This is a genomic window from Frankia sp. ACN1ag, from assembly GCF_001414035.1.
GTDB lineage: Bacteria > Actinomycetota > Actinomycetes > Frankiales > Frankiaceae > Frankia > Frankia torreyi.
The window spans coordinates 50,583-76,077 of record NZ_LJPA01000003.1; the positions used below are offsets into that span (position 1 = coordinate 50,583).

Below are 25,495 nucleotides of genomic sequence, written 5' to 3' on the forward strand. Positions count from 1 at the left end.
NGGGCGGAGGACGTCGTCGCCCGAACGGCCCAGACCTTCGCCGTCCACGTCGCGCCGGCGCTGCGCCGTTACCTCGTGGACCTGGTGGCCGCCACGCGGACCATCCCCGACATCGTCCGGTTGGGGGCGAGCCCACGGGGCAGCATCGCGCTGCTGCGCGCTGTCCAGGTCAGGGCCGCCGCGCACGCCCGGGTGTTTGCCACTCCCGACGACGTCAAGGCAGTGGCCGGCCCGGTCCTGGCGCATCGTCTGGTGCTCAGCCCGGAGGCCGAACTGCGGCGCGTCATCGCCGAGGATGTCGTCGACGAGATCCTGCAGACGGTGCCGTCACCGCGCCGGCTCGTCGGAATCTGATCGTGTCGTCCCCCGACGACCGTCGCCAGGGCGGCGACCGGGCTGACCGCGGGCTGCTCCGGGTCATCGACGCGGACACGGCGACCACCCCCTTGCCCGCCTTGATGCCGCCCGCCCCGCTGCCGTCCGCCTCGGTGTCCCCGTCTCCAGCCTCCCTCGCCCGGACCATGCAGCGCCGGACGGGCCGGTCCGCGCCGGACCGGCCCGAACCCGGGCGGACCGTGCGCGGGCTCGGCGAGCGTCACCGTCCGCCTACCCAGGAGCCGCTCCCGCGCCCGGCCGCGGTGGGCCGGCGAGTCGCCTCGGCGGGCCGGCAGCTCACCCCGACCGGTGCGGACGCCGCGGAACGGGCGGGCTCGACCCCGCCGGGTTGGGCCCCCTCCATGGTCGGACCTGCGGAACGCGTTGCTTCCGGGACGGCGGAACCGGACGTGGCCACGGCGGAATGGCCGGCACCGGCCCGAAACGGGCCTGCCCGGTCGGAACCCGTCTCGTCGAGTTCGGGCGCGTCGGGATCTGGACCGGTGGGGCCCGATCGGTCCGGTCCCGGGAGCGCTGCGTCCCCGGCGAAGCAGGGCTGCCCGTCGGATCGTGGAGCCGTGGGGAGCGGGGATCCGCCGGGAAGGGCCCGCCTGAGGGTCACCCCGCTGGGATGGGGGATGTGCGTCACCGTCGCGGCCCTGCTCCTGGGCGCTCGAGTGCTGCGATACGCGGAGCTGGCTGTACTCGGCGGGGCCGGGGCCGCGGCGATGGGTCTGGCGGCTGCTACGGCCGTTCGCCGCCCAAGGGTGTCGGTGGCGGTCCGCGTGTCGCCCAGACGGGTCACCCGAAGTGAGGCCGCCACCCTCACCGTCACGGTCCGCAACCTGTCGCGGTGGCCTTCGCCGCCGTTCACCCTTCATCTGCCGCATGGCCCTGCCGCCGCGCGCCCGGACCTACCGGGGCCGGGTGCTCCCCGTGCGGGGCGGCTGCTGGCCGCTTCGGACCTGGTGGAGACGTGGTGGGAACGGCGTACGTCGACTATCGCCGCCCGCGGAGGCGACGGCCGCGTGCACACCCTTCCGGCCGCGCGCCAAGGGACGCCGCGCACCGGCGCCGCGCCTGGCGGCCACCCGCCGCGGGCTGCCGGCGCCCTGCACGCACCAGACTCCACGCCGTCCCACGGCACCGGCACCGATGGCCGGGGCGCGGCCGGGGCACCGGATTCGTATCCCCCGGACGGGCCGGACACGCTGGCTGCGGCCGTGTCCGTCCAGGTGCCCCGACTCGCCGGCTCGGGTTGCCGGACGATCGAGCTGGCCATGGACACCAGGCGGCGCGGGGTGGTCCGGCTGGGCCCCGCCGAGGTGATCAGATCGGATCCGTTCGGGCTCACCCTGCGCCGGCAGCGGCTGGCGGCGGCCGACACCCTGCACGTCCGGCCGCGGACCCGGCCGCTGGCGCCGCTGGCCTCCGCGCCCTCGCGCGACCCGGATGGGCAGACCGGACTGGGCACGGCCGGGGGACTGGAGATCCACACCCTGCGGAGGTACGCGCCCGGTGAGGACCTCCGCCTCGTGCACTGGCCGTCCAGCGCGCGGGCGGGCGAGCTGATGGTCCGCACCCACGTCGATCCCAGCGAGCCGGCTGCCACCGTCGTCCTCGACAACCGGCCGGCCGCCTATCCGCCCGGCCGGGTCGGCGTCGCGACGTTCGAGGAGGCCGTGGACATCACCGCCGCCGCGGTGATGACCTGCGCACAGGAGGCGTTCGGGGTCCGGCTCGTGACGACCGCCGGGTTGCGGGTGGCAGGCCGGCGCCGCCGACGGGACGCCGACGTGCTGATGGACGAGCTGGCGGGCGTGCATCTGGACGACACCGCCTCGCTGGATGTCGTCGCGACGCTGCGGCGCGGCGGGCTCGGCACGCTGGTGCTCGTCACCGGTGGATTCGACCGACAGGCGCTGGCCGCACTCGCCCCGGTGGCCCACGCATACGGGCGCGTCGTTCTGGTCCGGGTGGGCCCCCGCAGCCCGGCCGCCGCCCGGGCCATCGACCGGCGCGACTCCTCCGACCGGGCCCGCCTGCGGACCGCATCGCCCGGCCGGGTGGCGGGGATCGGCGTGCTCGGCAGCACCGTCCCCACCGGCGGTACGCACCTGGACGGCACCACCACCCGGGCCGCCGGCCGGCTGACGGTGATCGACATTCCCGACGCCGAGGCGCTCGGCGACTACTGGCCGACCGGCGAACGGCACCGGCGATGGCCGCGGGGCTCCCCACGGACGAGCCGATCATGACGCAGATCGGTGGACCGTCCGGCGGGGCCATGCGCTCGGCGTCCGGCTCGAGCGGGGGGCACGTCGTCGGGGTCGACCTTCCCGCCCGTCGGGAGGAGCCGGTGCGGCCTCGCCTGGCGGCCCTGGTGGTGGTGGCGGGACTCGCGATCGTGGGCGGGTTCGGGTTCCGCCGGGTCTTCACCCTCCCCGATCTCCAGGTGATCATCCCTGTCGCCGCGGTCGTGCCCGTGATCACAACCGCGGTGCTGGGTCTGCGACGCCGGCCGGTGCCACTCGTCGGGACGATCGCGACCTGGGCCGGGGGGTTCGTGGTCTGGGCCACCTGCACGGTAGCGGCCGGTGCGGGCGGGTTCTGGGCGCGGTTGTCCCTGGTCCGCTCGGGCGTCCTGCGCGGATGGGCGCGCCTGCTGGACGCGGCCGTCCCGGCCCCGCCCGACGGGGCCCTCCTGCTCGTNCCAGCGGCACTGACCTGGCTGGCCGCCGCCGTCGGCGCGGAGCTCGTCGTCCGCACCAGGGCCCGGCTCCTGCCCGCGTTGCCCGCTGCCCTCGTCCTGGCGGTCGCGGTCGCCTACGCGGCCCCCGTGCCGGGATCCGACGCGCCGTTCGCCGCCGCGTTCGCCGCGCTGGCCGCGGTCCTCGTCCGGGTTCGCGGGAGCGGCCCGTCCCGGCCACTGGGAGAGGCCGCAGCCGCCATCCCAGGCCCCACCGGGCCGGGCGTCGGCTCGGGTGAGGCCGCAGGGTCCCCCCGATCCGGGCCAGGTCTGCTACCCGTGGCAAGCCCGCGAGGTTGGGCGGCGCTCCGCCTCGCGGCGCGGTCCATCGTCGCCGTGGCCGTCGTCGTGGGAGCCGGTCTGGCACTCGCGAATGGTCCGATCGGGCCGGATGGGCGACCGCCCGTCGACCCTCGCGACCACCGCACAATCGCGCCGGCACCGCTTGCCGCCCTCAACCCCCTGAGTCGGCTAGCCGGCTGGACCGCCCATCCTGACCAGGTCCTGTTCCGGCTGGGTCTGTCCCCGCAGCCGTCGGGGCCGGTCGCGCTACGGCTCGCCGTCCTCGACTCCTACGACGGCGCCACCTGGTCCACGAGCGGCCGTTACCTGCCCGCGGGACGGGCGATCATCGGCGGGCCAGGCGACCGGGGGCAGGCCGGGCGCGACGCCGGCCAGGATGGTGGTCGGCCGTCCACGCCGGTCACCCAGGACCTGACCGTCGTCGACCTCGGTGGCGATCTTGTGCCCGCCCTCGCCCGGCTCGGCCAGTTCATCGTGGTCTCCGCCGCCGGCACGGTGTCGCCCGCCTCGCCCGCCTCGACCACTGCTCGCACGCCGCATCCCCCGGGCGGGGATCGCTCCACGGTGGCTCCCGAGGGGCCGGCGGGCCAGTTCGCGGTCGATCCGGAGGACGGCACACTCGTGCGCACCACGCCGCTGCACCCAGGCAACCGACTGCGCCTTGTCTCCACCCCGCCGGCCACCATGACCGCCGACAGGCTGCTCGCCCTCACCGTCTCCGCGACGCCGGCCAACGCCCCCTACCTCGCAGTGCCCGGCGGGATCCCTCCGGTGCTGCGGGAACTGGCCTCCGTCGCCACCAACGGCGGGGCGACGCCGTACCAGCGGGCCGCCCTGCTGCGCCAGTACCTGATGGCCAGCTTCAGCTTTGATCCCACCGTGCCCGCCGGGCATTCGCTCGCCCACATCGACCACTTCCTCGGCCAGACCCGACGCGGCACCTCCGAACAGTTCGCCACGACGTTCGTCCTCGCGGCGAGGCTGCTGGGCCTGCCCGCCCGCCTCGTCGTGGGATTCACGGCTGCCGACCCACCCGGCGTAACCCGCACGATCCGGGGTGCCGATGCCCTGGCCTGGGCGGAGGTCAACTTCGACGGCGCCGGTTGGCTGCCGTTCTTCCCCACTCCCCGAGCGGGGGACGAACGCGGTGCGACGGTGGCCGGGTCCACTCAGGGCGAGTCCTCCGCACAGACCTCACTCGTGGAAGCGGTGCTGCGTACCACCATCTCCGTGCCGCCCGGTCGGGCGGAGGCCACCCTGCCGGGAGAGGCCCCACCTCGTTCCGCCGACCGGCGATCGCCATCCCCCGGCTGGGCGGACCTCGTCATCCCCTCGGCGACGGCCGTCGGCGTCACCGCCGTGCTTGGCTGTCTCCTCCTTGGCTGGCTGCTGCCGATCGCGCGGCGTCGGCGGGTGCGGCGCGCCGCGAAGGGCAGCAGGGCGCGGATCGTCGTCGCCTGGCAGCGGGCCATCGAGATGTTCGCCGACTCCGACCGGGCGATGCCGCGGGCGGCCAGCCCGAGCGAGGTGGTGGCCCTCGCGGCGGACCTGGTCGACGACGCCGGACTCACCGCCCTGCGTGGGTTGGCCGACCTCGCCACGCTCGCTCTGTTCGACGACGGCACCATCGGTCGCTGGGAGGAGGGACCCGGCCGGCGCGCCGCGGATGAGGCGTGGCGCCTGCTTGACGGCCTCGAGCAGGCGGTCCGTCGCGCCGTCCCCCGCCATCGCCGACTCGGCAGGCGGATCTCGCCGCGCACGGTCCGCACCGAGCTGCGCAGGCTGCGCCGGACGGCGCCGGCGCCCCAGCGTGCCGCCCACCGCCCGCCGGGGCCAGGCGGACCCGATGCCTCCGTCCCCGCGGCCGAGCGCCGCCGCCGGACCCCTGCATCGGGTTCCGGTCCGACTTCGCCGTGGCCCGAGCGGGCCACGGCCGGCAGGGATCACAGGTAGCCCACGGCAGGTCGGCATCCCCGGAACGGGTCCGTTCTGTCGCTATCTGGACGGTCCGCACCGAATGCGCCGGCATCCGGTCCGCGGCGCGTGGGCCGGTCCACAGCGGTTCCGGCCTGTCGCGGGCGGGTAGTCCCAGACCGGGCGGCTTGTGGGAGTGGGCCGTGCGGGGACCGGGCCCGGCCGGGCGCCGTGCGCAGCCGCGTGCGGGGCGGCCCATCATCCGGGCGGGTGTGCGGCCGCGACCATGGGCCCCGATCGGGCCATGCCGATCGCGGCCGGAGACAGGAGGAGGCAGCCATGGCTCAGGCGATGAAAGGACGCACGAGGCCCGCCGGCGCGGGCACCTCCAACGACGAGATGGCCAGGCAGGTCGCGAGCCAGACCTCGTCGGACCGGATGGCCGAGGAGATCTTCCGCCGGGAGAAGGACGGCGCGCTGACGGACACCGAAGCAGCCAAGAGCGAGGCGCTGCAGCACTGAGGCGCCGGGGGCCGGCCCTGCGTCGCCACCAGGCCCGGGACGAGCGTCACGGCCGGTCCCGGGCCGGATGTCCGTGCGGAGCGTCGGCGGTTCGGCGTATGGATGAGCGATGCACGAAGACACCCCCGAGGCGGGCCGCCCCTTCACCGACGACGGCACCCCCGAACCGGTCTGGCGGGCCTGGCAGCCGGGATGGTCGGAACTGGACCTCACCCCCGCACCGCCGGCAGTGGTCGTCGTGGCCCCCCATCCGGACGATGAGGTTCTCGGCGTCGGCGGGCTGCTCGTCCGCCTGCACGGACTCGGAGCCGCGATCACCGTCGTCGCGGTCACCGATGGTGATGCATCTCATCCCGGGTCGCCGACGCTGGCCCCGGCCGAACTGGCCCGACGACGGATCGCCGAGCAGCATGCCGCGCTGACCGCGCTGGGGCTGGCGCAGGTGCCGGTGCACCGGATCGGGCTGGGGGACGGGCGGGTCGCCGGGCATGAGGCGGCCCTTGCTGACCAGGTGGAACCGCTGCTCACCCCCGGCTGCTGGGTGCTGACCACGTACACCGGAGACCNCCATCCGGACCATGAGGCCACGGGGCGCGCGGCGATGCTGGCGGCGGAACGGGCCGGCGCGCGGCTGTTGGAATACCCCGTCTGGACCTGGCACTGGGCGGTTCCGGATGACCCCAGGGTGCCGTGGGCGAGGGCTCGGACGGTGCCCCTGCCCATCCCGGTGCAGGAGGCCAAGCGGCGTGCGGTCGACTGCTACACCACCCAGATCGCCCCACTGTCCGACGACCCGGCGGATTCGACGGTCCTCGGGGCGCAGGTGCTGGCCAGGCTGCTGCGCCCCTACGAAACGCTCTTCGTCTAGTCCATCGTCGGAGCACGTCGCCCGGAGCACGTCGCCCGGAGCACGTCGCCCGGAGCGTGTCGTCGAGGGTGTGTTGTCGAGGGCCTGTCGTCGAGCGCAGGCCCCGACCATCGTTGGCCAGGGATCGCGATCGCGGTTAGTCTGCGGGGCAACGAACTGCATACCGCTGCCGCTCACACCCGTGCGGGAGAGTCCCGGCTGCCACCTGCCGGGACGCCGAAGGAGCAAGCTCTCCCCATAAACTCTCAGGCCCCCAACCGCCGGGTCAGGCAACTCTGGAAAGTGGACATCCCGGTGTCCCGCCGACGGTGAAAGCCGCGGCCGCCGTCCGCGGGTCCTCGGCTCGGACCCATGGCGGCGGCGGCCGGTGAAGCTCTCAGGCCAATGACAGAGGGGGAGGCCCGCCGCGGCGTCGGCTTCGTTGTCGTCGTCGCCCGACCTCCGGAGCGCTCATCATGTATGACGGCACCGATCACGAGGACGCCTCCGCAGCGGCCGCCACCAGCAACGCCACTGGTCCGGCAGCCGTGGCTTATCCGCAGTTCGCCGACCGCCACATCGGCCCGGACGCCGGGGCCCAGCGCTCCATGCTCGCCGCGCTCGGGGTGGAATCGCTGCGGGCGCTGACCGACGTCGCGGTCCCGGCCGTCATCCAGGACCGCAGCCTCGAGCTGCCCGCGGCGCTCGACGAGACGGCGGTCCTGGCGGCGCTGCGCGCGCTCGGACGCAACAACCGTCCGGTGCCGTCGATGATCGGTCTGGGCTTCCATCCCGCGGTGCTGCCCGGCGTCATCCAGCGCAACGTTCTCGAGAACCCCGCCTGGTACACCGCCTACACGCCGTACCAGCCGGAGATCTCCCAGGGCCGGCTGGAGGCGCTGCTGAACTTCCAGACGGTGATCACCGATCTGACGGGTCTGGCGGTGGCCGGAGCGTCCCTGCTCGACGAGCCGACCGCCGCGGCCGAGGCGATGCAGATCGCGCTGCGCACGGCGAAGGGGTCCCGCGCGACGTTCCTCATCGACGCGGACACGCTCCCCCAGACGATCGCGGTCGTGGCGACCCGAGCGGAGGCGCTGGGTGTGACCGTCCACGTCGCCGACCTGTCCCGTGGCCTGGCGGCGGGCGGCCCCGCCGCCCCGGACGCCGGGGTGCCCGCGGAGGTGCTGGACTCGACGTTCGGGCTGCTGCTGTCCTACCCGGGGCCGGGCGGGGCGCTGCGCGACCCGCGGTCGGTGATCGCCGAGGCACGTGAGCGGGGGATCGTCGTCACGGTCGCGGCAGACCCGCTGGCACTGACGCTGCTGCGCTCGCCCGGCGAGCTCGGCGCCGACATCGCCGTCGGCAGCACCCAGCGTTTCGGGCTGCCGCTGTCGTTCGGCGGGCCGCACGCCGGCTACCTGGCGGTCCGCAAGGGTCTGGAGCGGTCCCTGCCCGGACGGCTGGTCGGGGTGTCGGTCGACGCGGACGGCGCGCCCGCCTACCGGCTCACCCTGCAGACCCGTGAGCAGCACATTCGACGGGAGAAGGCGACGAGCAACATCTGCACCGCCCAGGTGCTGCCCGCCGTGCTCGCCTCGATGTACGCCGTCTATCACGGCCCGCAGGGACTGGCCGGGATCGCCCTGCGCATCCACGGACTCGCGGTCCGGCTCGCCGAGGGGCTGCGGGCCGGCGGGGTACCCACCGGCGCCGATGCCTTCTTCGACACCGTCGTCGCGGCGGTACCGGGCCGGGCCGCCGAGGTGGTGGCCAAGGCGCTGGCACACGGCGTCAACGTGCGGCTCGTCGACGGCGACCACGTCGGGGTCTCCTGCAACGAGACGACCGTGGAGGCGGATCTGCGCGCCGTCTGGGCGGCATTCGGGGTGCCCGCGGCGGCATCGGCCGAGGTGATGGTCCCGGCGGTCCCGGCGGCCCCGATCGCCCCGTCGGCGTTGCCCCGTGAGCTGGTGCGTACCGACTCCTACCTCGAGCACCCGGTCTTCCACGAGCACCGCTCCGAGACGGCGATGCTGCGTTACCTGCGCCGGCTGTCCGATCTCGATCTGGCCCTCGACCGGGGCATGATCCCGCTGGGGTCCTGCACGATGAAGCTGAACGCGACCACCGAGATGGCCGCAGTCACCTGGCCGGAGTTCGCCGACATCCACCCGTTCGCGCCCCTCGACCAGGCCGGCGGATACCTGACGATGATTCGCGATCTGGAGGACTGGCTGGCCCGGATCACCGGCTACGCGGGCGTTTCGGTGCAGCCGAATGCTGGCAGCCAGGGTGAGCTCGCCGGCCTGCTCGCGATTCGCGCCTATCACCGCGACAACGCGGTGCCCGGGGCGCCGGTCCGCGACGTCTGTCTCATTCCCTCCTCCGCGCACGGGACGAATGCGGCGAGCGCCGCCATGGCCGGAATGCGTGTCGTCGTGGTCGCCTGCGACGACGACGGGAATGTCGATCTTGACGATCTGGCGCTCCGGGCGCGGGCGAACGCCGATGTTCTTGCCGCGCTGATGGTGACCTATCCGTCGACGCACGGCGTCTATGAGGAGGGCATCGGACAGGCGTGCGCGATCGTCCACGAGGCCGGTGGCCTGGTCTATGTCGACGGGGCGAATCTCAACGCGCTCGTCGGGCTCGCGAAGCCCGGCCAGTTCGGCGCCGACGTCAGCCATCTCAACCTGCACAAGACGTTCTGCATCCCGCACGGCGGCGGCGGGCCGGGGGTCGGCCCGGTCGCGGTCGGCGAGAAGCTGCTGCCCTACCTGCCGAACCACCCGCTGCGGGCCGAGGCCGGGCCGGCGAGCGGGGTCGGACCCATCTCGGGGTCGCCGTGGGGCTCCGCCGGAATTCTGATGATTCCCTGGGCGTACATCCGGATGATGGGGGCGGACGGTCTGCGCCAGGCCACCTCGGTCGCCGTACTGAACGCCAACTACATCGCCCACCGGCTCCGTCCGCACTTTCCGGTGCTCTATGCCGGGCGGGACGGACTGGTCGCGCACGAATGCATTCTCGACCTGCGGCCGCTGACGAAGCGGACCGGTGTCACGGTGGACGATGTGGCCAAGCGGCTCATCGACTACGGTTTCCACGCGCCGACCATGTCCTTCCCCGTGGCCGGCACCCTGATGGTCGAACCGACCGAGAGTGAGGATCTGGCCGAGATCGACCGTTTCTGCGATGCCATGATTGCGATTCGCGCGGAGGCGGACAAGGTCGGTGACGGAACCTGGCCGCGCACGGACAACCCGCTGCGCAACGCCCCGCACACCGCCCAGATGGTCACCGCCGACGAATGGCCGCATCCTTATGCGCGGTCCGTTGCGGCCTATCCGGTAGCCGCACTGCGGGCCGCGAAGTACTGGCCGCCGGTGCGGCGAATCGACGGCGCGTACGGCGATCGCAACCTGGTCTGCACCTGCCCGCCGGTCGAGTCCTTCGCCGNGCGGTCCGAGGACGGCCCCGTTCTCGTCGCCGCCGGCTGACGGCGGCCCCGGACCGGAGAGGGCGTGTTCCTCCCCGCGCGGGGTCCCACGTCGGGGTGCGGGGCCGCGGTCGTGGGGTTTCGGGGCCGTGTCAGCATCGTGACATGGCCGCGGCCCCGGCCGTCCCGGCGTGGTGACCGTCAGGTCGGCTGGCTGGTGTCGTCGGGTCACGGTGCGGCGGAATGCCCGTGGACCCGCTGCGGGCGGGTGCGGCGACCTCGTTCGACGCCAGCGGCCGAACGTCGCGGGAGGGCCACTCCTCGCAGGGGCGGAACCCCACGGGTGATAGCCATGTTTCTTTCCGTGAGAACGTGTGCGGACTTCGCCTGCTCCAACGCAATGCGTGGTCCCGGTGGCCGTCGGATCGTGGTGCGTGGGGAGAGGGTCAGTCACTCTTCCCGAGTGTGAGGGTTTGGTTGGGCAAGTCTTCCGCTGCGGTAGTATTCTGCCGACGGCGCCGCTCGCGATGGCGGCAAGGTGGTACCACCGCTATTGACCGTTGATCGTGCCCCCCTAATAGTGGGTGGCCAGCTGCTGTGGTGGAACGCGGGGTTCAGTCACTCCGGCAGATCACCGATGGGGCAACGGGAGGTTGTGGCGGATGGATCCTCGGGTGGAAAAGCAGCTTGCTCAGGTCCGCCGGAAGGCGGTCGATTTGGGCCTCGGTCCGGCGTTGAAGCTGGTGCGTGACACCGTCGTGCCGACGGCCAGGCGCAATCGCAATGACGATCGTCACCTGGCGCTGCTGCTGTCGTTCGTGTTGCGGGAGAACTCCAACTGCATCGACGTGGGCGCGCACCGGGGAGACGTGCTCCGGACGATTCTGCAGCACGCCCCGCGGGGACGGCACATCGCCTACGAGCCGCTGCCGCACATGGCGGCCTCCCTGACGACCGACTTCCCGACGGTCCAGGTGCGCCAGGCGGCGCTGTCGGACAAGCCGGGAGTGCTGCCGTTCACCTACGTCCGCAGCCGGCCCGCCTACAGTGGGCTGCGCGACCGGGTGCCGGACACCGAGGACGTCGAACAGATCGAGGTGGCGGTCGAGGTTCTCGACGAGGCGCTGCCCACGGACTACCTGCCGACCCTCATCAAGGTCGACGTCGAGGGCGCCGAGTACGGGGTGTTTCGCGGTGCCCGGAAACTGATCGCCGCCAGCCGGCCGCATCTGGTGTTCGAGTTCGGCGCCGGTGCCCGCGACTACGGCACGACGGCGGATGAGATGTACGAGCTCGTCGACAGCGATCTGGGGCTGCGGATCTTCGATCTCGACGGCGACGGTCCGTATACCCTGCCCAAGTTCCGGGACACCTTCGAGACCGGTCGCCACTTCAACTTCGTCGCGCATCCCTGACGGTCGCCTGCGAACCACCGCGCAGCGTCGATGCCCGGCCGGCCGGCGAGGATGAGGCCGCTCGGGCGGGGTCGGTCTGTCATCCGCCGGCCCTCGTCGGCGTGTGGCGGATGACCGCGGCGGCCGGCCCGCGAGACACCCCGGACGGAGCCATCCGGGTACGCCGTGAGCCCCTCCGCGGACCATTGGTCCGCATACGTGGTTACGCACCCGGCGAGTGGAAGCGGAGAACAAGAATCGGACAAGAGTCCATACGAGGACTCAAACGAGCGAGTACGAAGAGCGACGGTTCGGTACGGTTTCGGAAGGTCGCGGCGATCGACACACCGGAACCGTCTGGGCGGGACCGGTGTCGCCGCTGCTGCCGGATCCGGTAATGGATCGCCGGGAGGCATCGGGCGTACGCGGCCGGTATGCGCACCACCCGTCCGGTCAACTGAGAGGCTGCTCATGGCCCGCTCCCCCCGGGGTGGCTGTTCGCCGCCAGCCGGTCCTGCATCGTCCACGAGCCCCAGGTCGTCGGTGGACCAACCGACGATGGGTCTGCCGCGGGCCGTTTCCCGAGGCCACCACGTCCCCACGCCCGCCGGGCGCCCCAGGTCCGGGCTTGGGGTCGCGTCGGCGTCACCGCCTTCGCCGCCACCGTCCCGAACGGATCCTGCGTCCCGAACCGAGGGGTGATGCCGGCCCCGCCGTGGCGCGCCCGGCCGGGCCGTGGCTGGCTAGCCTGTCCGGGTGTCGGCCTGGCCGCGGTCATCGCCTTCGTCCTGCCGCCCGCGGTGGGTGTCGGACTCGGCTTCCGGATGGCGTTGTACCTGCTGGTGAGCCTGTCGGCCGCCGGTGCCCTGCTCGCCGGACCGCATCGCCTCGCCGTCGTTCCGCGGCGTGGCTGGGTGCTCCTCGCGGGCGGTCAGGTTCTCTACGCGGCTACTGGTGCGGCCCTCTTCATCTACCCTCGCATGTCCTCGGTCACAACCGGCGCGGCGGCGGACCTCGTTCTGTTCCTCCGTTATCCGCTGCTGGTCGCCGGCCTGCTGGCACTGCTGNGGGCGCGTTGTCCCGGGCGGAGTGCGGCCGGCCTGTTGGACACCGCGATGGTCCTCGCCGCGGCCTGGCTGCTGTCCTGGGTGTATCTGGTGGCACCGGCGGTGCGGGCCGGGGGTGCGTCGGCGGCCGGGATCGTCCCGGTGGTGTGCGCGGCGGCGAGTCTGGTGGTGGTCGGTGTGACCGTCCGGCTCGCGGTGGGGGACGGCGAGCACCCGGCCACGTTGCTCCTGCTGGCGGGTGGGGTGCTCGTGAGCGTGGCCGCGGACGCCGTCGATGTGTTCACCCGCCTCGGCGACGCCGCCGCGGGAGGCCTGGGGATGGGTGGTTCGGGCGGTACAGCCGTCGACGGGCGGGACGCCGCCCGGATGGTAAGCGCTCTTCTGTTCACCGCCGCCGCGCTCCATCCCTCGCTGGCCCGATCGGGGCCGTCGGTGGCGCCGTCGGTGGCGCCGTCGGCGGTGCCGAGCCGCGGCGGGTGGCGGTTGGCCACCTTGGGCGGTCTCGGGCTGGTCGGGCCGGTGGTGCTCGGCGTGCAGGCTGGTCGCGGCGATCTCCGGGACGTCGGCATGATCGCGGTGGTGAGCGCCGGAATCGTGCTTCTGATCATCGTCCGGATGGCCCGGCTGGAGGCCGATCAGCGACACCTCGCGATCACGGATGGCCTGACCGGGCTACGGACCCGTCGGTATCTGGAGGCCGAGCTGCGGGTCGCCGCCCGGCGGGCTCGTCGGGTCGGGTCGGGGATGGGCCTTCTCCTCGTCGACGTCGACCACTTCAAGTCCGTGAATGACCGGTTCGGCCATCCGACCGGCGACCAGGTGCTCGCCGAGGTGGCCCGGCGATTGCTCGACGTGACCCGTCCGGGGGACGTCGTGGCCCGCTACGGGGGGGAGGAGTTCGCGCTGCTTGCGCTGGACGTCCGGGGCGACACGCTGGCGGACATCGCCGAGCGGCTGCGGCTCGGCGTGGGTCGGGAGCCCGTGCAGGTGACGCTGCCCGTGCCGGCCCCCGCTGCTTCCACCGACTGGTCAGCCGCTTCCGCAGAGTGGTCAGACTCTTCCGCAGGGTGGTCGGGCGCTTCCGCCGACTGGTCGCCCTTCCCCGCCGGCGCGGGGGCTGCGGCGGCCCCGGCGGCCCCGGCGGCCGACGTCATCCGGACCGCGGGAAGCATCGCGATGACAACTCGCAGCGACGGCCGACCGGACACGGCGGGTCAGCTCAGGACCGCCACGGGTACCGGATCGTCGTCGCTGTCCGTGCCGGTAACGGTCTCGGTCGGCGGCGCTGTCCTGCCCGACCACGCGGGCGACGTCTACGCGCTGGTCGCGGTCGCGGACCGGGCCCTGTACGCCGCCAAGGAGGCGGGCCGGGACCGGGTCGCGATCGGTCCGGAGGGGGCGCAGCGCCCAGGGCGCGTTCCGGCCGCGGCGCCGACGCCCTCCGGACGGGCCTCCCCCCACCCGCGGCCGCCCCGAGTCCCGAGCGCCGGTCGACCGGCGCTCGACTCCACAGCATCCCGACGCTCACCGATGGACTGGCCGGCCGGCGACCAGCCCGTGGCCGACGGAGGTGCGGCGGATCCGCTCGGCATCCGGCCGCCCACGTTCCCGCGGCCTGCCGTCGATCCGTTCGGGTCCGGGCCCTCCCCGATCGTGGCGTCTGCCCTCGATCCGCTCCGAACGGGTCTGCGGATCGACGATTCCGCGTCGTCGCTGCGGTGGACGGACCGTCCTCACCCGGCCGAGCCAGTCGAGAACGATCCGGAGGGCGCCCTCCGGCCGGGCGCGTCATCCGGCGCGTCGGCGTCCGGCTGGGACGGGCCCTGGGGCGGTGACGACGGCGAAGCGGCCCGATCGCGCCAGGCGACCACCGCCAACCCGGACGGCACGCCGGCCGTGCTCGCCGAGCCCGCGGCGGTGGCCGCAGCCGCCGCGGCGGTGGCCACCGCGGTGGCCGCGGTACTGGTCGCGGAGCCGCGCGAGCTGCCCAGACGCCTGCCCGACAGCGTCGAGTGCCTGCGCCGGATCGCCGAGCAGGTCGACGCCTGGCATGCGCCGCGTGCGGACGGCCGGGCGGTGGGGCACTGGCTCGCCGAGGTGCTCACCGTGCTCGGCCATGCCGCCGTGGCACGCCACNGGGCCCGGCTGGCCGGGCGGCTGCACAACGTCGGAAAGATCCTCCTGCCACCGCACGTCCTGGCCCGTCCGGGCCCCCTGGACGCCGAGGAGTGGCGGCTGATCCGGATGCACCCGGTGATGGGCGCGAATCTGCTCGCCCAGGTGCCGGATCTGCGGGTCGAGTCGGAGATCATCGCCCAGCAGCGGGAGTGGTTCGGTGGGGGTGGTTATCCCAGCGGGATCGCCGGGTCCCGGATCCGGATGGAGGCACGGGCCCTCGCGGTCTGCACCGCCTGGGCGGCGATGCGCGGCGGGCGCGGGGGGCGGGCTCCCCTGAGCGGACCCGCCGCCCGCGAGCAGCTTCGGGCCGGGCGCGCCACCCAGTTCGACCCGACGGTCGTCGACGTCTTCCTCGCTCTGGAGGCCGACGGGCGGGTCGGGCTGCCCCATCCGGGCGACCGGCTTACGACCACCCCGGCCGCGTGGGCGTCCACACGGCCGGCGCTGGGGCTCGCCCGATCGCGCGCCGGCGTCCCGGCCGTGATGCTGACCGAGGGAGACTGACGACGTATGAGCGAGTCCGCCCCTTGGCGAGCCCGTCTCTGTGGGTGAGCCCGTCTCTGTGGGTGAGGTGAGCCGGCCTCTGTGGGTGAGCCGGCCTCTGTGGTCCCCAGCGACCGCCGCGGCTTCCTGTTCCTCGCCGCACGGGCCGGGTAGCCCTCTCGGCCTACCGGATCGGTGAGTCGGTGAGTCGGCGTATCCGTTGGGTCGATGCCGGCCTGGCATCGGCTGGCCCGGCAGCGGGTAGTTCTCTCCCGATCGGTCCCGGAGTAACCGCTCCGGGCGCTTGGCCAGACACCCACCGTAGCCACGTGGGACGGTAGTGCGGTTCCGGTGCGGCGCGGCGTGTTCGTGGCCGGTCCCGAAAGTGGTGGTTGATACCCGCGGGGAAAGAGGGGGAGTGACGGACCGGGCCGCAACCCCGATACTTTGACGCTCCAGCACCTGGCATGTGTCGGATCGGTTGTGCTCCGCCAGACCGCGAAGAGGACGCGGCGAACCCGAGTGCGGGGAGGTGCCGGAAACGACCGGGGCGGTCGAGGCGTTGCGAACGGAGGTACGCAATCATGCGGTCAGTGGCACGAGGGGGATTCACCGCCCGGTCCGCCTGATACCCACCTCGCAACGCCCGTTGCAGATCCCCATAGGACGTCGCCACCGGTACGGGGGTTGTCCGTACCCAAGAAAGGTCACGAGAGAGGGGCGTCCGTGCGAACGCTCGAACCCACCAGCCTCGACCTCGACACAATCGAGGTGGACAAGCTTGCCAAGGGCATCACCCTGAGCCTGTTGATCCCGGCCCGTGGCCCGGAGGCGGCCCGGACTCTCGGCGAGATCATCGCGCAGAACCGGCAGCGGTGGATGCAGGAGCGCAGTGTGCTGGACGAGATCGGCGTCGTCGTCGATCCGTCCTCGGACGGCGACGAGCACGACCTCGTGCGCATCGCGACGGACGCGGGCGCGAGCTGGGTCGTCCGCGGGCAGTCCGTCCTGCAACGCCATGCCGGCCGGGAGGCCACGACGACCGGTGGGAAGGCCGGCGCCATGCGCAGCCTCGCCTACCTTGCGTTCGGTAATCGTCTCATCTTCCACGACGCCGATCTGGAAAGCTACGATCCGTACACGGTTGGGGTGCTCGCCGCTGCGACGACCGCCGGCAACGCTCCACTTTTCGTGAACGGAAGTTCGCGTAGGGTGACGGGTGACGGTCAGCCCGGCGGGCGCACCACGGAGATGCTGCGATCGTTGTTGTCGAAACAGCTCGCCCGGTATGTGCCGTCCATCACGCGGACTATCCAGCCCCTGATCGGGGAGTTCGTCATCGACGCGGATGTCTTCGCGGCGCTGGCCTTCTCGCGCGGGTATGGCGTGGAGACCTCGCTGAAGGTTCTGGCGCTCGACCTGCTCGACTACTCGGACAGCCTGCAGGTCGAGCTGCCGATCAAGTATCAGGTCGGCCAGCATTACCACAGCCTCGTGAAACAGTTCCATGAGATTAGTTTCACAATCGATGTCCTGGAAGCGTACTTCCAACGGCGCCGTGTCGATCCGCACGTCGCCATCTGGCAGATCGCCGACAACTACGACCTGCTTTTTCCGGGACGCACCTACGCTCTGCACCGGCCGCCGGGCTACGACGAGACGGATTTCGTCCCGCGTATGGGCTTCTACCAGCCGCTGGCCACGGCACCGGCGTATCAGGCCCGACTTCCGGAGATCAAGAGTGCCCGCCGGGTCGCACTGGACGCGCTGGAGCGCCGGATGCGTACTTCGGCCTGACCGATCTGCCCCGACCGGGCCGGGTGGCCCGGTCGGGTGCTCTACCGGCCGCCCATGCGGGCTGGTCCAGACCCGACCGTCCGGTCCGGTCGGGTCGGGTCATCCGCGCCGGGCGGGCTCGCCGGGACGATCGCCCGGCAGGCCTGGGTGAACACGTCGATCATCTGTCGGTCGAACAGGTCGGCAGGATCTTCGAGGGCCGGGGGGAGGTGGCCGAAGGACTCCAGCGACAGGAAGCCGTGCAACTGGGTCCAGGCCGCCAGGCAGACCGCCATGCCACCGGGGTCGATCGCCACGCCGTGGTCGCCAGCCCAGGCGCGCAGCCTGACCTGCATCGTCGGGGTGAGCCCGGCTTCGACATGGCCGGTGTCGACCAGTCCGGCCTCGATCGCCTCCGTCATGCAGCGGAACAGCACGGTCACCGACCGCTGCAGCTCGGCGGCCACCCGGGTGCCGACGAACCCGCCTTCCGGTACCCGCGTACCGAAGATCAACGTGTACTCGACGGCGTGGTCCAGCGCCCAGTGGCGGTGCGCCCGGGCGACGTCCAGCCACCGACCGAGATGATCGTGCGGATCGCCCGCCGTGAACGCTGCCTCGAGGGCGTCGGCCAGCGAGGCGAAGCCGTCGGCCGTCAGCTCCGCCAGCAGGACCTCGCGGCTGTCCACGTAGCGGTACAGGGCCGAGGGGGCCATGCCCATCGCCCGCGCTACCCCCCGAAGGGACAGGGCGGCGGGACCGAGCTCCGCCAACTGGGCATGCGCCGTCTGCTTGATCTCGTCGAGGGTGGCCCGCCGTAGCCGCTCCCGGCGGGGGACTGGACTACTCACAGCGGCCATGGTCGATCTCGGGGTGAACGCTGTCAACTTTGCGTCAGTTCGGCCTTGACGAGAACACCCGGCGCGAACACTGTTCTCTCCAGGGTTGCCCCATCTGTGGAGGAAGCCGTGTTCTCGTCCCTTGTGGCGCTGGTGACGCGCCGCCCTCGCCTGGTGCTGGTCCTCACGGTCGTCGTCCTGCTCGGCGGCGGCGTCCTCGCGAGCACCGCCTTCGGCAAGCTGCAGACCGGGGGCTTCGACGACCCGGCTTCGGAGTCCACCCGGGCAGCCGATGTGATGGACGCCCGCTTTCACGGCCATCCGAACGTGCTCCTTCTCGTCACCGCCCGGCGAGGGGATGTCGACGACGCGACGGTCGCCGCCGCGGGCCGGTCCGTGGCGGCCGATCTCGTCGCCCAGCCCGGCGCCCGCGACGTCGTGTCCTACTGGACCGGCGGCGGGCCGGCGCTGCGCTCCCGGGACGGCCGATCGGCCCTGGTCGTGGCCAGTGTGCGGAACGATGACCAGGCCTCGGACATCGTCGATCGCTACGAGTCGAGTCGAGAATGGTCGGACACGGTGACCGTGCTGCCGGGTGGTGCGGCGACGGTGGGCGAGGACATCGGCAACCAGGTCTCCAGCGACCTCGCCGTGGCCGAGTCGATCGCCATCCCCATCACCCTGGTGCTCCTGGTGATGGCGTTTGCCGGCGTCGTCGCCGCGCTGCTGCCGCTGGGCATCGGCCTGCTCGGCATCGTCGGCGGTTTCGCGACGCTGTCCGTGATCGGCGGGCTCACCGACGTGTCGATCTTTGCCGTGAACCTCGCGACGGCGATGGGCCTCGGCCTCGGCATCGACTACTCCCTGCTGATGGTCAGCCGGTTCCGCGAGGAACTGGCGGCCGGGCGTGACCGTGCGGACGCGGTGGCGGTGACCGTTCACTCCGCCGGTCGGACCATCCTGTTCAGCGGTGCCACGGTGATCGTGGCGTTGGCCGTGATGCTNCTGTTCCCGCCGTTCTTCCTGAAGTCCATGGCCTATGCGGGGATCGCGGTGACGCTGGTGGCGGTGGTCGCGGCGATCGTGTCGCTGCCGGCCCTGCTGATGGTGCTCGGCGAGCGGGTGAACTCCTGGCGGGTGGGTGGCCTGATCGGACTGGTCCGCCGACGCCGGACGAGTCGGTCCGGGCCGGTGGAAGTCTCCGGCGCGGATGGGGGGAACGGGGGGGACGCGATCGCGATTCGGCAGACGGGCGAATCCCCGTTCTGGCGGCGGGTGGCGGCGACGGTGATGCGCCGCCCGGTGCTCACCGGGCTGCCGGTGGTCGCGGTGCTGCTCGTACTCGGGGCGCCGTTCCTGCACGTCAACTTCGGGACGCCGGACGACCGGGTGCTTCAGCCCGGCTCCGCGTCGAGCCGGGTGGTCGGGGACGCGCTGCGCGAGGACTTCGCGGCCGACCTCGGCGGTGCGATGGAAGTCGTCGTGCAGGCCGAGGGGACGCGATCGGTCGACCGGCCGGCGCTGGCCGCATACACGGCGACGCTGTCGCGGCTGCCCGACGTGGCCCGCGTGGACGGTGCGCTGGGAACCTACGTGCAGGGCCGCCGTGTCCTACCCGCCGAGCCGACCAGTAGCCGCTTCGCCGTCGCCGGTGCGGACTCGCTGCAGGTGGTGACCTCGGTGGACTACGCGTCGGGTCGCGCGCAGGCACTCGTCCGGGCCGCCCGGGCCGTGCCGGCGCCCGCCGGGACCAGCGCCCTGATCGGCGGGGCGCCCGCCGTGCTGGTAGACGGCAAGAACACGGTCGCCGACCGGCTCCCCCTCGCGCTCGGCCTGATCGCGTTGGCCACCTTCGTCCTGATGTTCCTGTTCACCGGCAGCGTGCTGCTACCGGTGAAGGCGATCGTGCTCAACGGCCTCGCCATGTGCGCGGTGTTCGGCGCATCCGTATGGATCTTCAGTGACGGGCACCTCGAGGGACTGCTCGACTTCACCCCCGGCCCGCTGGACACGTCCATGCCAGTGCTGCTGTTCTGCATCGCCTTCGGGTTGTCGATGGACTACGAGGTCTTCCTGCTGTCGCGGATCAGGGAGGCGCACGATGCCGGTGCCTCCAACGCCGAGGCCGTCGCCGCCGGGCTCGCCCGGGTGGNCCGGATCGTGACCACCGCGGCGGCGCTGCTCGCCGTCACCTTCGTCGCCTTCGCGACCTCGTCGGTCCGCTTCATGCAGATGTTCGGCGTCGGCACGGCGTTGGCCATCGTGCTGGACGCGACGCTCATCCGGGGGGTGCTCGTCCCGGCGTTCATGCGGGTTGCGGGCAACGCGAACTGGTGGGCGCCGCGCCCCCTGCGGATCCTGCATGACCGGTTCGGACTCCGCGAGTACCGCGCGCCCGCACCCCCGGCCCGGCCGGGCTCCCCGCTCGTCCCGCGCGCAGGGCACGGATCGGCGGCTGTGGGCCTGGCACCGGCGCAGCGGTCCGCGGCCCAGGGCGGGGCGTCGCCGCGCGGCGACGCCGGACAGGGCCCGGCTGGGCGGCCGGGGCCGTCGGCGGGCTGACCGGATCGAGGCCGTCCCCGAGAAGGGGGCTGTGGGGCCCCGTGCGTGGGCGGCGGCGGGCCGCCGGCGCCGGCTCGGCTCAGAAGCGCTCGAAGCCGCGTCGACGTTCCCAGTCGGTGACCGTGCTCTCGTACGCGGCCAGCTCGACCTCAGCCGCATGCGCCAGATGGGCGACCACCCGGTCACCGAAGGCGGCGCGGGCCACCGCGCTTGACCGCCACCGCTCGACGGCGTCGCGCAGCGTCGCGGGCAGCGGCGTGAGTCCCGGCATGGTGAACGCGTTGCCGATCCGGCCGGGCTCGAGCGCCAGCCCGTGCTCCATCCCGAACCGGCCGGCGGCGATCATGCCGGCCACGGCGAGGTAGGGGTTGGCGTCCCCGCCGGGCACGCGGTGCTCGATGCGCAGCCCCGTCCCGCTGCCGACGACGCGTACGGCGCACGTCCGGTTGTCGCGCCCCCAGCTCACCCCGGTGGGCGCGAACGTGCCGGGGGCGAGCCGCTTGTAGGAGTTGACGTTGGGCGCGAACAGCAACGTGAAGTCGGCCATGCAGGCCAGCTGGCCGGCGACGAACGAGCACATCAGCGGCGACATCCCTGCGGTGTCGGATCGGCCGGCACCGGCCGCGGCCGCGAACACCGGCTCGTCCCCGTCCACCCCCCGCAGGGAGAGGTGGACGTGACAGGAGTTTCCCTCGCCCTCGTCGTACTTCGCCATGAAGGTCAACGCCTGCGCCGACGCGGCGGCGATCTTCTTGGCGGTCGTCTTGTAGAGGGCGTGGTTGTCGCACGCCTGGAGCGCCTCGGCGTAGCGGAACACGATTTCGTACTGGCCCGGATGGACCTCGCCCCGAGCCGACTCGACCGCGATCCCGGCGTCGGCCATGGCCCGCCGGATGCGGCGGGTCAGATCGTCGAGTTCCTCGGTGCCGAACAGTGCGTAGTCGATGTTGTAGCGGCTGGCCGGAGTAAGCCTCGACCAGGAACGCCGCGCCGCCCGTTTGTAGGACTCGCGGAAGACCAGGAACTCCAGCTCGGTCCCGACGAGGGCGGTGAGTCCGGCGGCGGCGAGCGCGTCGAGCTGGCGGCGCAGCACCGCTCGGGGGGCGACGTCCACGGGGGACCCGTCGGGCCAGGTCGCGTCCGCCAGGACCACCGCGCAGGACGGGCGCCACGGTGCCCGGCGCAGGCTGGTCAGATCGGGTCGGAGTCGAAGATCGCCGAAGCCGTCATACCAGGGAGTGCGCGGATAGCCGCCGTCGGTCTGCATGTCCACGTCGACGGCGTGCAGGTAGGTGCACGCCCCCATCCCGTCGGCGAGCACCTCGCCGGTGAAGTGGTCGGGGGACACGGCGCTGCCGACCAGCCGGCCCTGCAGGTCGACGGTGGCGACGACCACCTCCTCGACGGCGTGGTCGCCGGTCAGCAGCCGGTGCAGAGCCTCGACGCCCGCCGCCTGCGGATCGGTCAGGGCCTGCGGATCTGCCAGCGCCTGGAGATCTGCCAGGGCCTGGGGGTCGGCGTCCGCCGATCGCGGGCCGGCACCGTCGCTGGTACTGGTCCGATCGGGTGGCGATGCCGGGGCGGCGGGCTGCGGCGGTGCGGGGGCGGGCGGGTGGCCGGCCGGTTCGGCCGGGCTCGGCCGCTCGGCGGGCCCCGCCGAGCGGGCGGGTGGTATCGGCGCTGGCAGCGACGTCACTGGTCCTCCGTTCGTGCCATCGAAACCTCGGCCTGGGACGCCGGCCCGTGGGAGGTCACCGCCGCCACCGGGTTGGCCACCTTCCCGTGCATCAGGTCGAACCCGCCGTCCCGGTCCGCCCGGTCGTGGAACCCGGCGCCGGCGAGCTGCTCGCGGTTGAGGCAGACCCGGTCGAACCGCGGCGTGAGCAGATCGATCTCGCGGAAGCGTTCCCCCAGCTGGGGGAACCGCGCGTGATAGCCGTCGACCGCCGCCCGGACCAGCCGCCAGAACTCGCCCTCCTCGACCTGCAGATGATCCGCCGCGAGCACGGAGAAGTAACGGAAGTGGCCGGCGAACACGGCGGAGAGCACCGAGTGGGCCAGCAACGGCCCGGGCCAGCGGCGGCAGTGCGCGGCCGCCTGCGTGGGCATGCCCGCGCGTTCGGGAAAGTCGCCGTCCACCAGCTCGATGTCGGCGCCGAAGTCCTTCACCGCGATCCGTCGGGGTAGCTGCTCGGCGTCGAAGATGCAGATGATGTTCTCGCCATGCGGGGTGAAGGCGACCCCGTACCGGTACAGGTAGTGCAGCAGTGGCGGCAGCAACGCGGTGAAGAGGGCGCCAAGCCAGTCGCGGGCCGACTGGCCCGATCGGGCCACCAGTTCGGCAGCCAGGGACCGTCCGTCCGACCCGATCGTGAGCAGCGACGCGAGGCTGCGAGCCTGCTCCCCGTCGACGAGATGCCGCTCCACCGGATCGCGCCAGATCACGCCGAGCAACTCGTGCAGCCGGTAGGGCGCGCCGGGGATGGCATCGTAGGCCCGGTGGCCGACGGCGGCGCCGGCCACCTCGGACAGCGGCAGCACCCCCGTCACCTCCCGCAGGAACGGATCGGCGTCGCGCAGGTCGAGCAGCCAGCGCGACACTGCCGGCCCGGCGGCGGCGTCCGCCGCGGACATGCCACGCCAGACCAGGGTGTTGCGGATCATCAGGGCAAGCTTGACGTTGCGCCGCTCCGGCCGGTCGATGTTGGCCAGCGTGCGGACGGCCTGCAGCGGGAGGTACCGGTCCGGTCCCTCGCCCAACGGGACCAGCAGACCCGTGGCGAGCTCGGCGGCGAACAGCGGGACGATCACGTTCTCCCACTGCCATGGGTGCACCGGCAGCCAGACGTAGTCCTCGGCCGCCGCTCCGACGGCCAACAGGCCCGGCTCGCTGGACGGGTCGGGCTCGCTGGACGGGTCGGGCTCGCTGGATGGGGCGCGGCAGCTGGATGGGCCGAGGTCGGTGAGCGGGCCGAGGTCGGTGGACGAAGGGGGTGCCGTGGGCGTTGGGAGGTGGCTGGCCTGGGCGGCGGCGTCCCGCGGTGGTGCAGTGGCCACCAGGGCACGGGCGAGGACGTCGGCGAAGCGGACGCGGGTTTCGGTGTCTAGCTCCGCGCGGACCAGAGCTGCATTGCCCGACTGGTCCGCGGCGGCCCCGTCCGGTAGGCCGGGACCGGTCGAGGCGATGTCCCAGTACCGCCCGATCGCGGGATGCGCTGCCACCCAGCGCAGGCGGAAGGGCGACCGGGCCTCCGGGGTGTATCGGCTGGCGGCCGCGCCGAAGCCGAGGCGTCCCTTGTTGGCGACGAGGCAGGGATGGCCCGACTGATGTCCTTCCAACGCGACGAAGGGCAGGCGGGCGAGGAGGGCCGCGGGCGACGCCGTGGCCAGAAGGTGCTGATCGGCCGACTGGGTGGCGAGCAGGTCGCGCACCACGTCGGCGAGGACCGGATCGGGCCATCCGAGTAGGGACTGCGCATCCCGCAGGAACCGCACCGGGTCGTCGGCGGCAGCCTCGTCGATCCGCCCTTGGCCACGCGGGTCGACCGGCCGGCGGTCGTCCGGTCCGCTCGGGGGAGACAGGATGGTCCCCTGCCCGTCGACCGGCGGGGCGGTGCGGGTGAGGCTCGCGGGATCGATCCACCAGGATCCGAACGTGCCCCGCCGGGCGCGAAATCGGTAGACGGCGCCGGCTGTCACCAGCCGGTGGGCCAGCGCGGGTCCCCGGCCGATCGGGGGATGCTCCGCGAGGTCCGTGTCACCGGTGTAGTCCTCGATCTGCGGACTGAGCAGATCCTCGTAGGCGAGTTCCGCGATGAGCTTGGTCAGCAGTATGCGACCGGCCTGCCGCCAGCGGTCGGCTGACCCGCCCGGCCTCGCAACCGGCGGCGGGGATCCTGCGGCAGGTGGGCGGAGGGTCACCGGTCGGCCTCCCCGAGCATCACGGGATGCCGCCGTACCCCCCGATCGGAGGCTGCATCCCGCGCGCCGTCGGGTTCCCGACGCCCCCCACCATCCGCCGCCGGGGAGGCGGCGGCGCTGCCGGGCCCGACATGGCCCGTCGGCGCTGTTGTCGCCGTGGCCCGCGGTGCGTGGTGGGACCCGCCCGTCCGGGGAGGGGCACCGAAGGTCGTGAACGCCGAAGGCGGCGGCAGTCGGTATGCGTGTCCTCCGGTCAGGTCATCGAGGATGACCGCGGCCCGCCAGGCACCCAGGCCGAGATCGGGGGCACCGACCCCGTGGGTGTGCAGCTCGGCGTTCTGGACGTAGAGATGTCCGGTCACGCTGGGGTCGGTGGCGATCCGGTAACGGGCGTCGATCTGGAACCGACCTCCGTCGTCGAGAGCCAGCAGCCCGACCATCGGATCGAGCAGGGCCGGGCGCCGAGCGGCGTATCCCGTGGCCAGCACCACCGCGTCCGTGGTCAGCGCAAAGGCCCGGTTCTGATCATCGTGGCGGCAGTCGAGCACTGTCTCTCCCCGCTCGCCGTCCAGCGACGCCGACTGCACCGACACCCCCGGCAGNAGCGTGACCGCCTCGTCGCCACCGTCGATCGTCCGTTCGTAGAGCAGGTCGTAGATCTCTGCGATGGTGTCCGCGTCGATCCCCTTGTAGAGCTGCCACTGCGCCGGGACGAGCGCGTCCTTGCGGCCCTGCTCCAGGCCGTGGAAGTAGCGCACGTAGTCGGGGGTGAACTGTTCGAGGCCCAGCTTCGAGTACTCCATCGGCGCGAAGGCTGGGGTGCGGGTGATCCAGGTCAGGTGCTGCGCCGCCGTCTGCTGGTTGCGCAGCAGGTCGGCGAACACCTCGGCGCCGGACTGGCCCGATCCGACCACGGCGACGTGGGATAGTCCGGCCAGGGACGTGCGCCGCTCGCGGTAGTACGCCGAGTGAAACACCCGGTCACCCGCGACTCCCGCGAAGGCGGGTGGCATGGTCGGTTCGGTGCCGATTCCGAGCACCACATGCCTCGCGGTCACCACCCGGGTGGACCAGGTGCCAGCCCGGTCGGAGGGCTCTGCGTGCGCCGTCGCAGCAGGCGGGN

At 72.9% G+C, this 25,495-nt stretch carries 12 protein-coding genes, 8 pseudogenes and 2 riboswitches; of the genes and pseudogenes, 15 read left to right on the forward strand and 5 right to left on the reverse strand.

What is annotated here, in order from left to right:
* Position 1 precedes the first annotated feature (1 nt).
* The 12 genes and pseudogenes from UK82_RS35240 to UK82_RS02990 all read left to right on the forward strand — a co-directional run.
* Positions 2-354 (forward strand): annotated as a pseudogene (locus tag UK82_RS35240) (AAA family ATPase); the annotation flags it as partial.
* 1,049 nt (positions 355-1,403) lie between these two features.
* Complete coding sequence (locus UK82_RS02955; RefSeq protein ID WP_236705439.1) at positions 1,404-2,633, forward strand: DUF58 domain-containing protein; 1,230 nt, start codon at positions 1,404-1,406, stop codon at positions 2,631-2,633.
* Positions 2,634-4,111: 1,478 nt separating this feature from the next.
* Entirely contained in the window at positions 4,112-5,380 is a 1,269-nt protein-coding gene (locus tag UK82_RS35245; protein WP_236705484.1) for a transglutaminase family protein, read from the forward strand.
* Between the two features lie 300 nt (positions 5,381-5,680).
* Positions 5,681-5,863 (forward strand): hypothetical protein, encoded by a 183-nt coding sequence (locus UK82_RS02965; RefSeq protein ID WP_044887167.1) that lies wholly within the window; start codon positions 5,681-5,683, stop codon positions 5,861-5,863.
* A 109-nt stretch (positions 5,864-5,972) separates the two neighbouring features.
* On the forward strand, positions 5,973-6,429 hold a 457-nt coding region (locus UK82_RS35250; RefSeq protein WP_236705440.1), incomplete at its 3' end, for a PIG-L deacetylase family protein.
* Between the two features lies 1 nt (position 6,430).
* Positions 6,431-6,731: pseudogene (locus UK82_RS41315) on the forward strand (PIG-L deacetylase family protein); the annotation flags it as partial.
* Between the two features lie 173 nt (positions 6,732-6,904).
* Positions 6,905-7,001: riboswitch (glycine riboswitch) on the forward strand.
* A riboswitch (glycine riboswitch) is annotated at positions 7,002-7,129 on the forward strand.
* 57 nt (positions 7,130-7,186) lie between these two features.
* On the forward strand, positions 7,187-10,172 hold a 2,986-nt coding region (gene gcvP, locus UK82_RS02975), incomplete at its 3' end, for an aminomethyl-transferring glycine dehydrogenase (RefSeq protein ID WP_236705441.1).
* A gap of 642 nt (positions 10,173-10,814) precedes the next feature.
* On the forward strand, positions 10,815-11,567 hold the full coding sequence (locus UK82_RS02980) for an FkbM family methyltransferase (protein ID WP_044887165.1): 753 nt from the start codon (positions 10,815-10,817) through the stop codon (positions 11,565-11,567).
* Positions 11,568-12,247: 680 nt separating this feature from the next.
* Positions 12,248-12,613, forward strand: a pseudogene (locus UK82_RS35255) (diguanylate cyclase); the annotation flags it as partial.
* A gap of 36 nt (positions 12,614-12,649) precedes the next feature.
* Positions 12,650-14,749 (forward strand): diguanylate cyclase (locus UK82_RS02985; RefSeq protein ID WP_236705442.1); only part of this gene is annotated, 2,100 nt, incomplete at its 3' end.
* Between the two features lies 1 nt (position 14,750).
* Positions 14,751-15,295 (forward strand): annotated as a pseudogene (locus UK82_RS35260) (HD-GYP domain-containing protein); the annotation flags it as partial.
* A 705-nt stretch (positions 15,296-16,000) separates the two neighbouring features.
* A complete protein-coding gene (locus UK82_RS02990; RefSeq protein ID WP_044887163.1) occupies positions 16,001-17,071 on the forward strand; it encodes a hypothetical protein in 1,071 nt (356 codons plus the stop codon).
* Positions 17,072-17,112: 41 nt separating this feature from the next.
* On the opposite strand, the gene UK82_RS02995 is transcribed toward UK82_RS02990, so the two are convergent.
* Complete coding sequence (locus tag UK82_RS02995) at positions 17,113-17,910, reverse strand: TetR/AcrR family transcriptional regulator (protein WP_052681347.1); 798 nt, start codon at positions 17,908-17,910, stop codon at positions 17,113-17,115.
* Between the two features lie 108 nt (positions 17,911-18,018).
* Between UK82_RS02995 and UK82_RS35265 the strand changes: the two genes are divergently transcribed.
* The 3 genes and pseudogenes from UK82_RS35265 to UK82_RS35275 all read left to right on the forward strand — a co-directional run.
* Positions 18,019-18,893 (forward strand): MMPL family transporter (locus tag UK82_RS35265; RefSeq protein WP_236705443.1); only part of this gene is annotated, 875 nt, incomplete at its 3' end.
* A gap of 1 nt (position 18,894) precedes the next feature.
* Positions 18,895-20,041, forward strand: a pseudogene (locus tag UK82_RS35270) (MMPL family transporter); the annotation flags it as partial.
* Position 20,042: 1 nt separating this feature from the next.
* A pseudogene (locus tag UK82_RS35275) lies at positions 20,043-20,451 on the forward strand (MMPL family transporter); the annotation flags it as partial.
* A 79-nt stretch (positions 20,452-20,530) separates the two neighbouring features.
* Here UK82_RS35275 and UK82_RS03005 read toward each other — a convergent pair.
* The 4 genes and pseudogenes from UK82_RS03005 to UK82_RS35285 form a co-directional block, all read right to left on the reverse strand.
* A complete protein-coding gene (locus tag UK82_RS03005) occupies positions 20,531-21,919 on the reverse strand; it encodes a glutamine synthetase family protein (RefSeq protein WP_044887184.1) in 1,389 nt (462 codons plus the stop codon).
* A 224-nt stretch (positions 21,920-22,143) separates the two neighbouring features.
* Positions 22,144-24,372: an IucA/IucC family siderophore biosynthesis protein gene (locus tag UK82_RS03010; protein WP_044887160.1), complete on the reverse strand. Its 2,229-nt coding sequence runs from the start codon at positions 24,370-24,372 to the stop codon at positions 22,144-22,146.
* Positions 24,369-24,974 (reverse strand): annotated as a pseudogene (locus UK82_RS35280) (lysine 6-monooxygenase); the annotation flags it as partial. The pseudogene UK82_RS35280 and the gene UK82_RS03010, both read right to left, overlap by 4 nt.
* 1 nt (position 24,975) lies before the next feature.
* Positions 24,976-25,494, reverse strand: a pseudogene (locus UK82_RS35285) (SidA/IucD/PvdA family monooxygenase); the annotation flags it as partial.
* Position 25,495: the final 1 nt, after the last annotated feature.

Bases quoted from the DNA above. Each gene is read 5' to 3' on its own strand.
- UK82_RS02980 (WP_044887165.1), top strand. From the start codon at position 10,815: ATGGATCCTCGGGTGGAAAAGCAGCTTGCTCAGGTCCGCCGGAAGGCG.
- UK82_RS02995 (WP_052681347.1), bottom strand. From the start codon at position 17,910: ATGGCCGCTGTGAGTAGTCCAGTCCCCCGCCGGGAGCGGCTACGGCGG.
- UK82_RS02965 (WP_044887167.1), top strand. From the start codon at position 5,681: ATGGCTCAGGCGATGAAAGGACGCACGAGGCCCGCCGGCGCGGGCACC.
- UK82_RS35245 (WP_236705484.1), top strand. From the start codon at position 4,112: ATGACCGCCGACAGGCTGCTCGCCCTCACCGTCTCCGCGACGCCGGCC.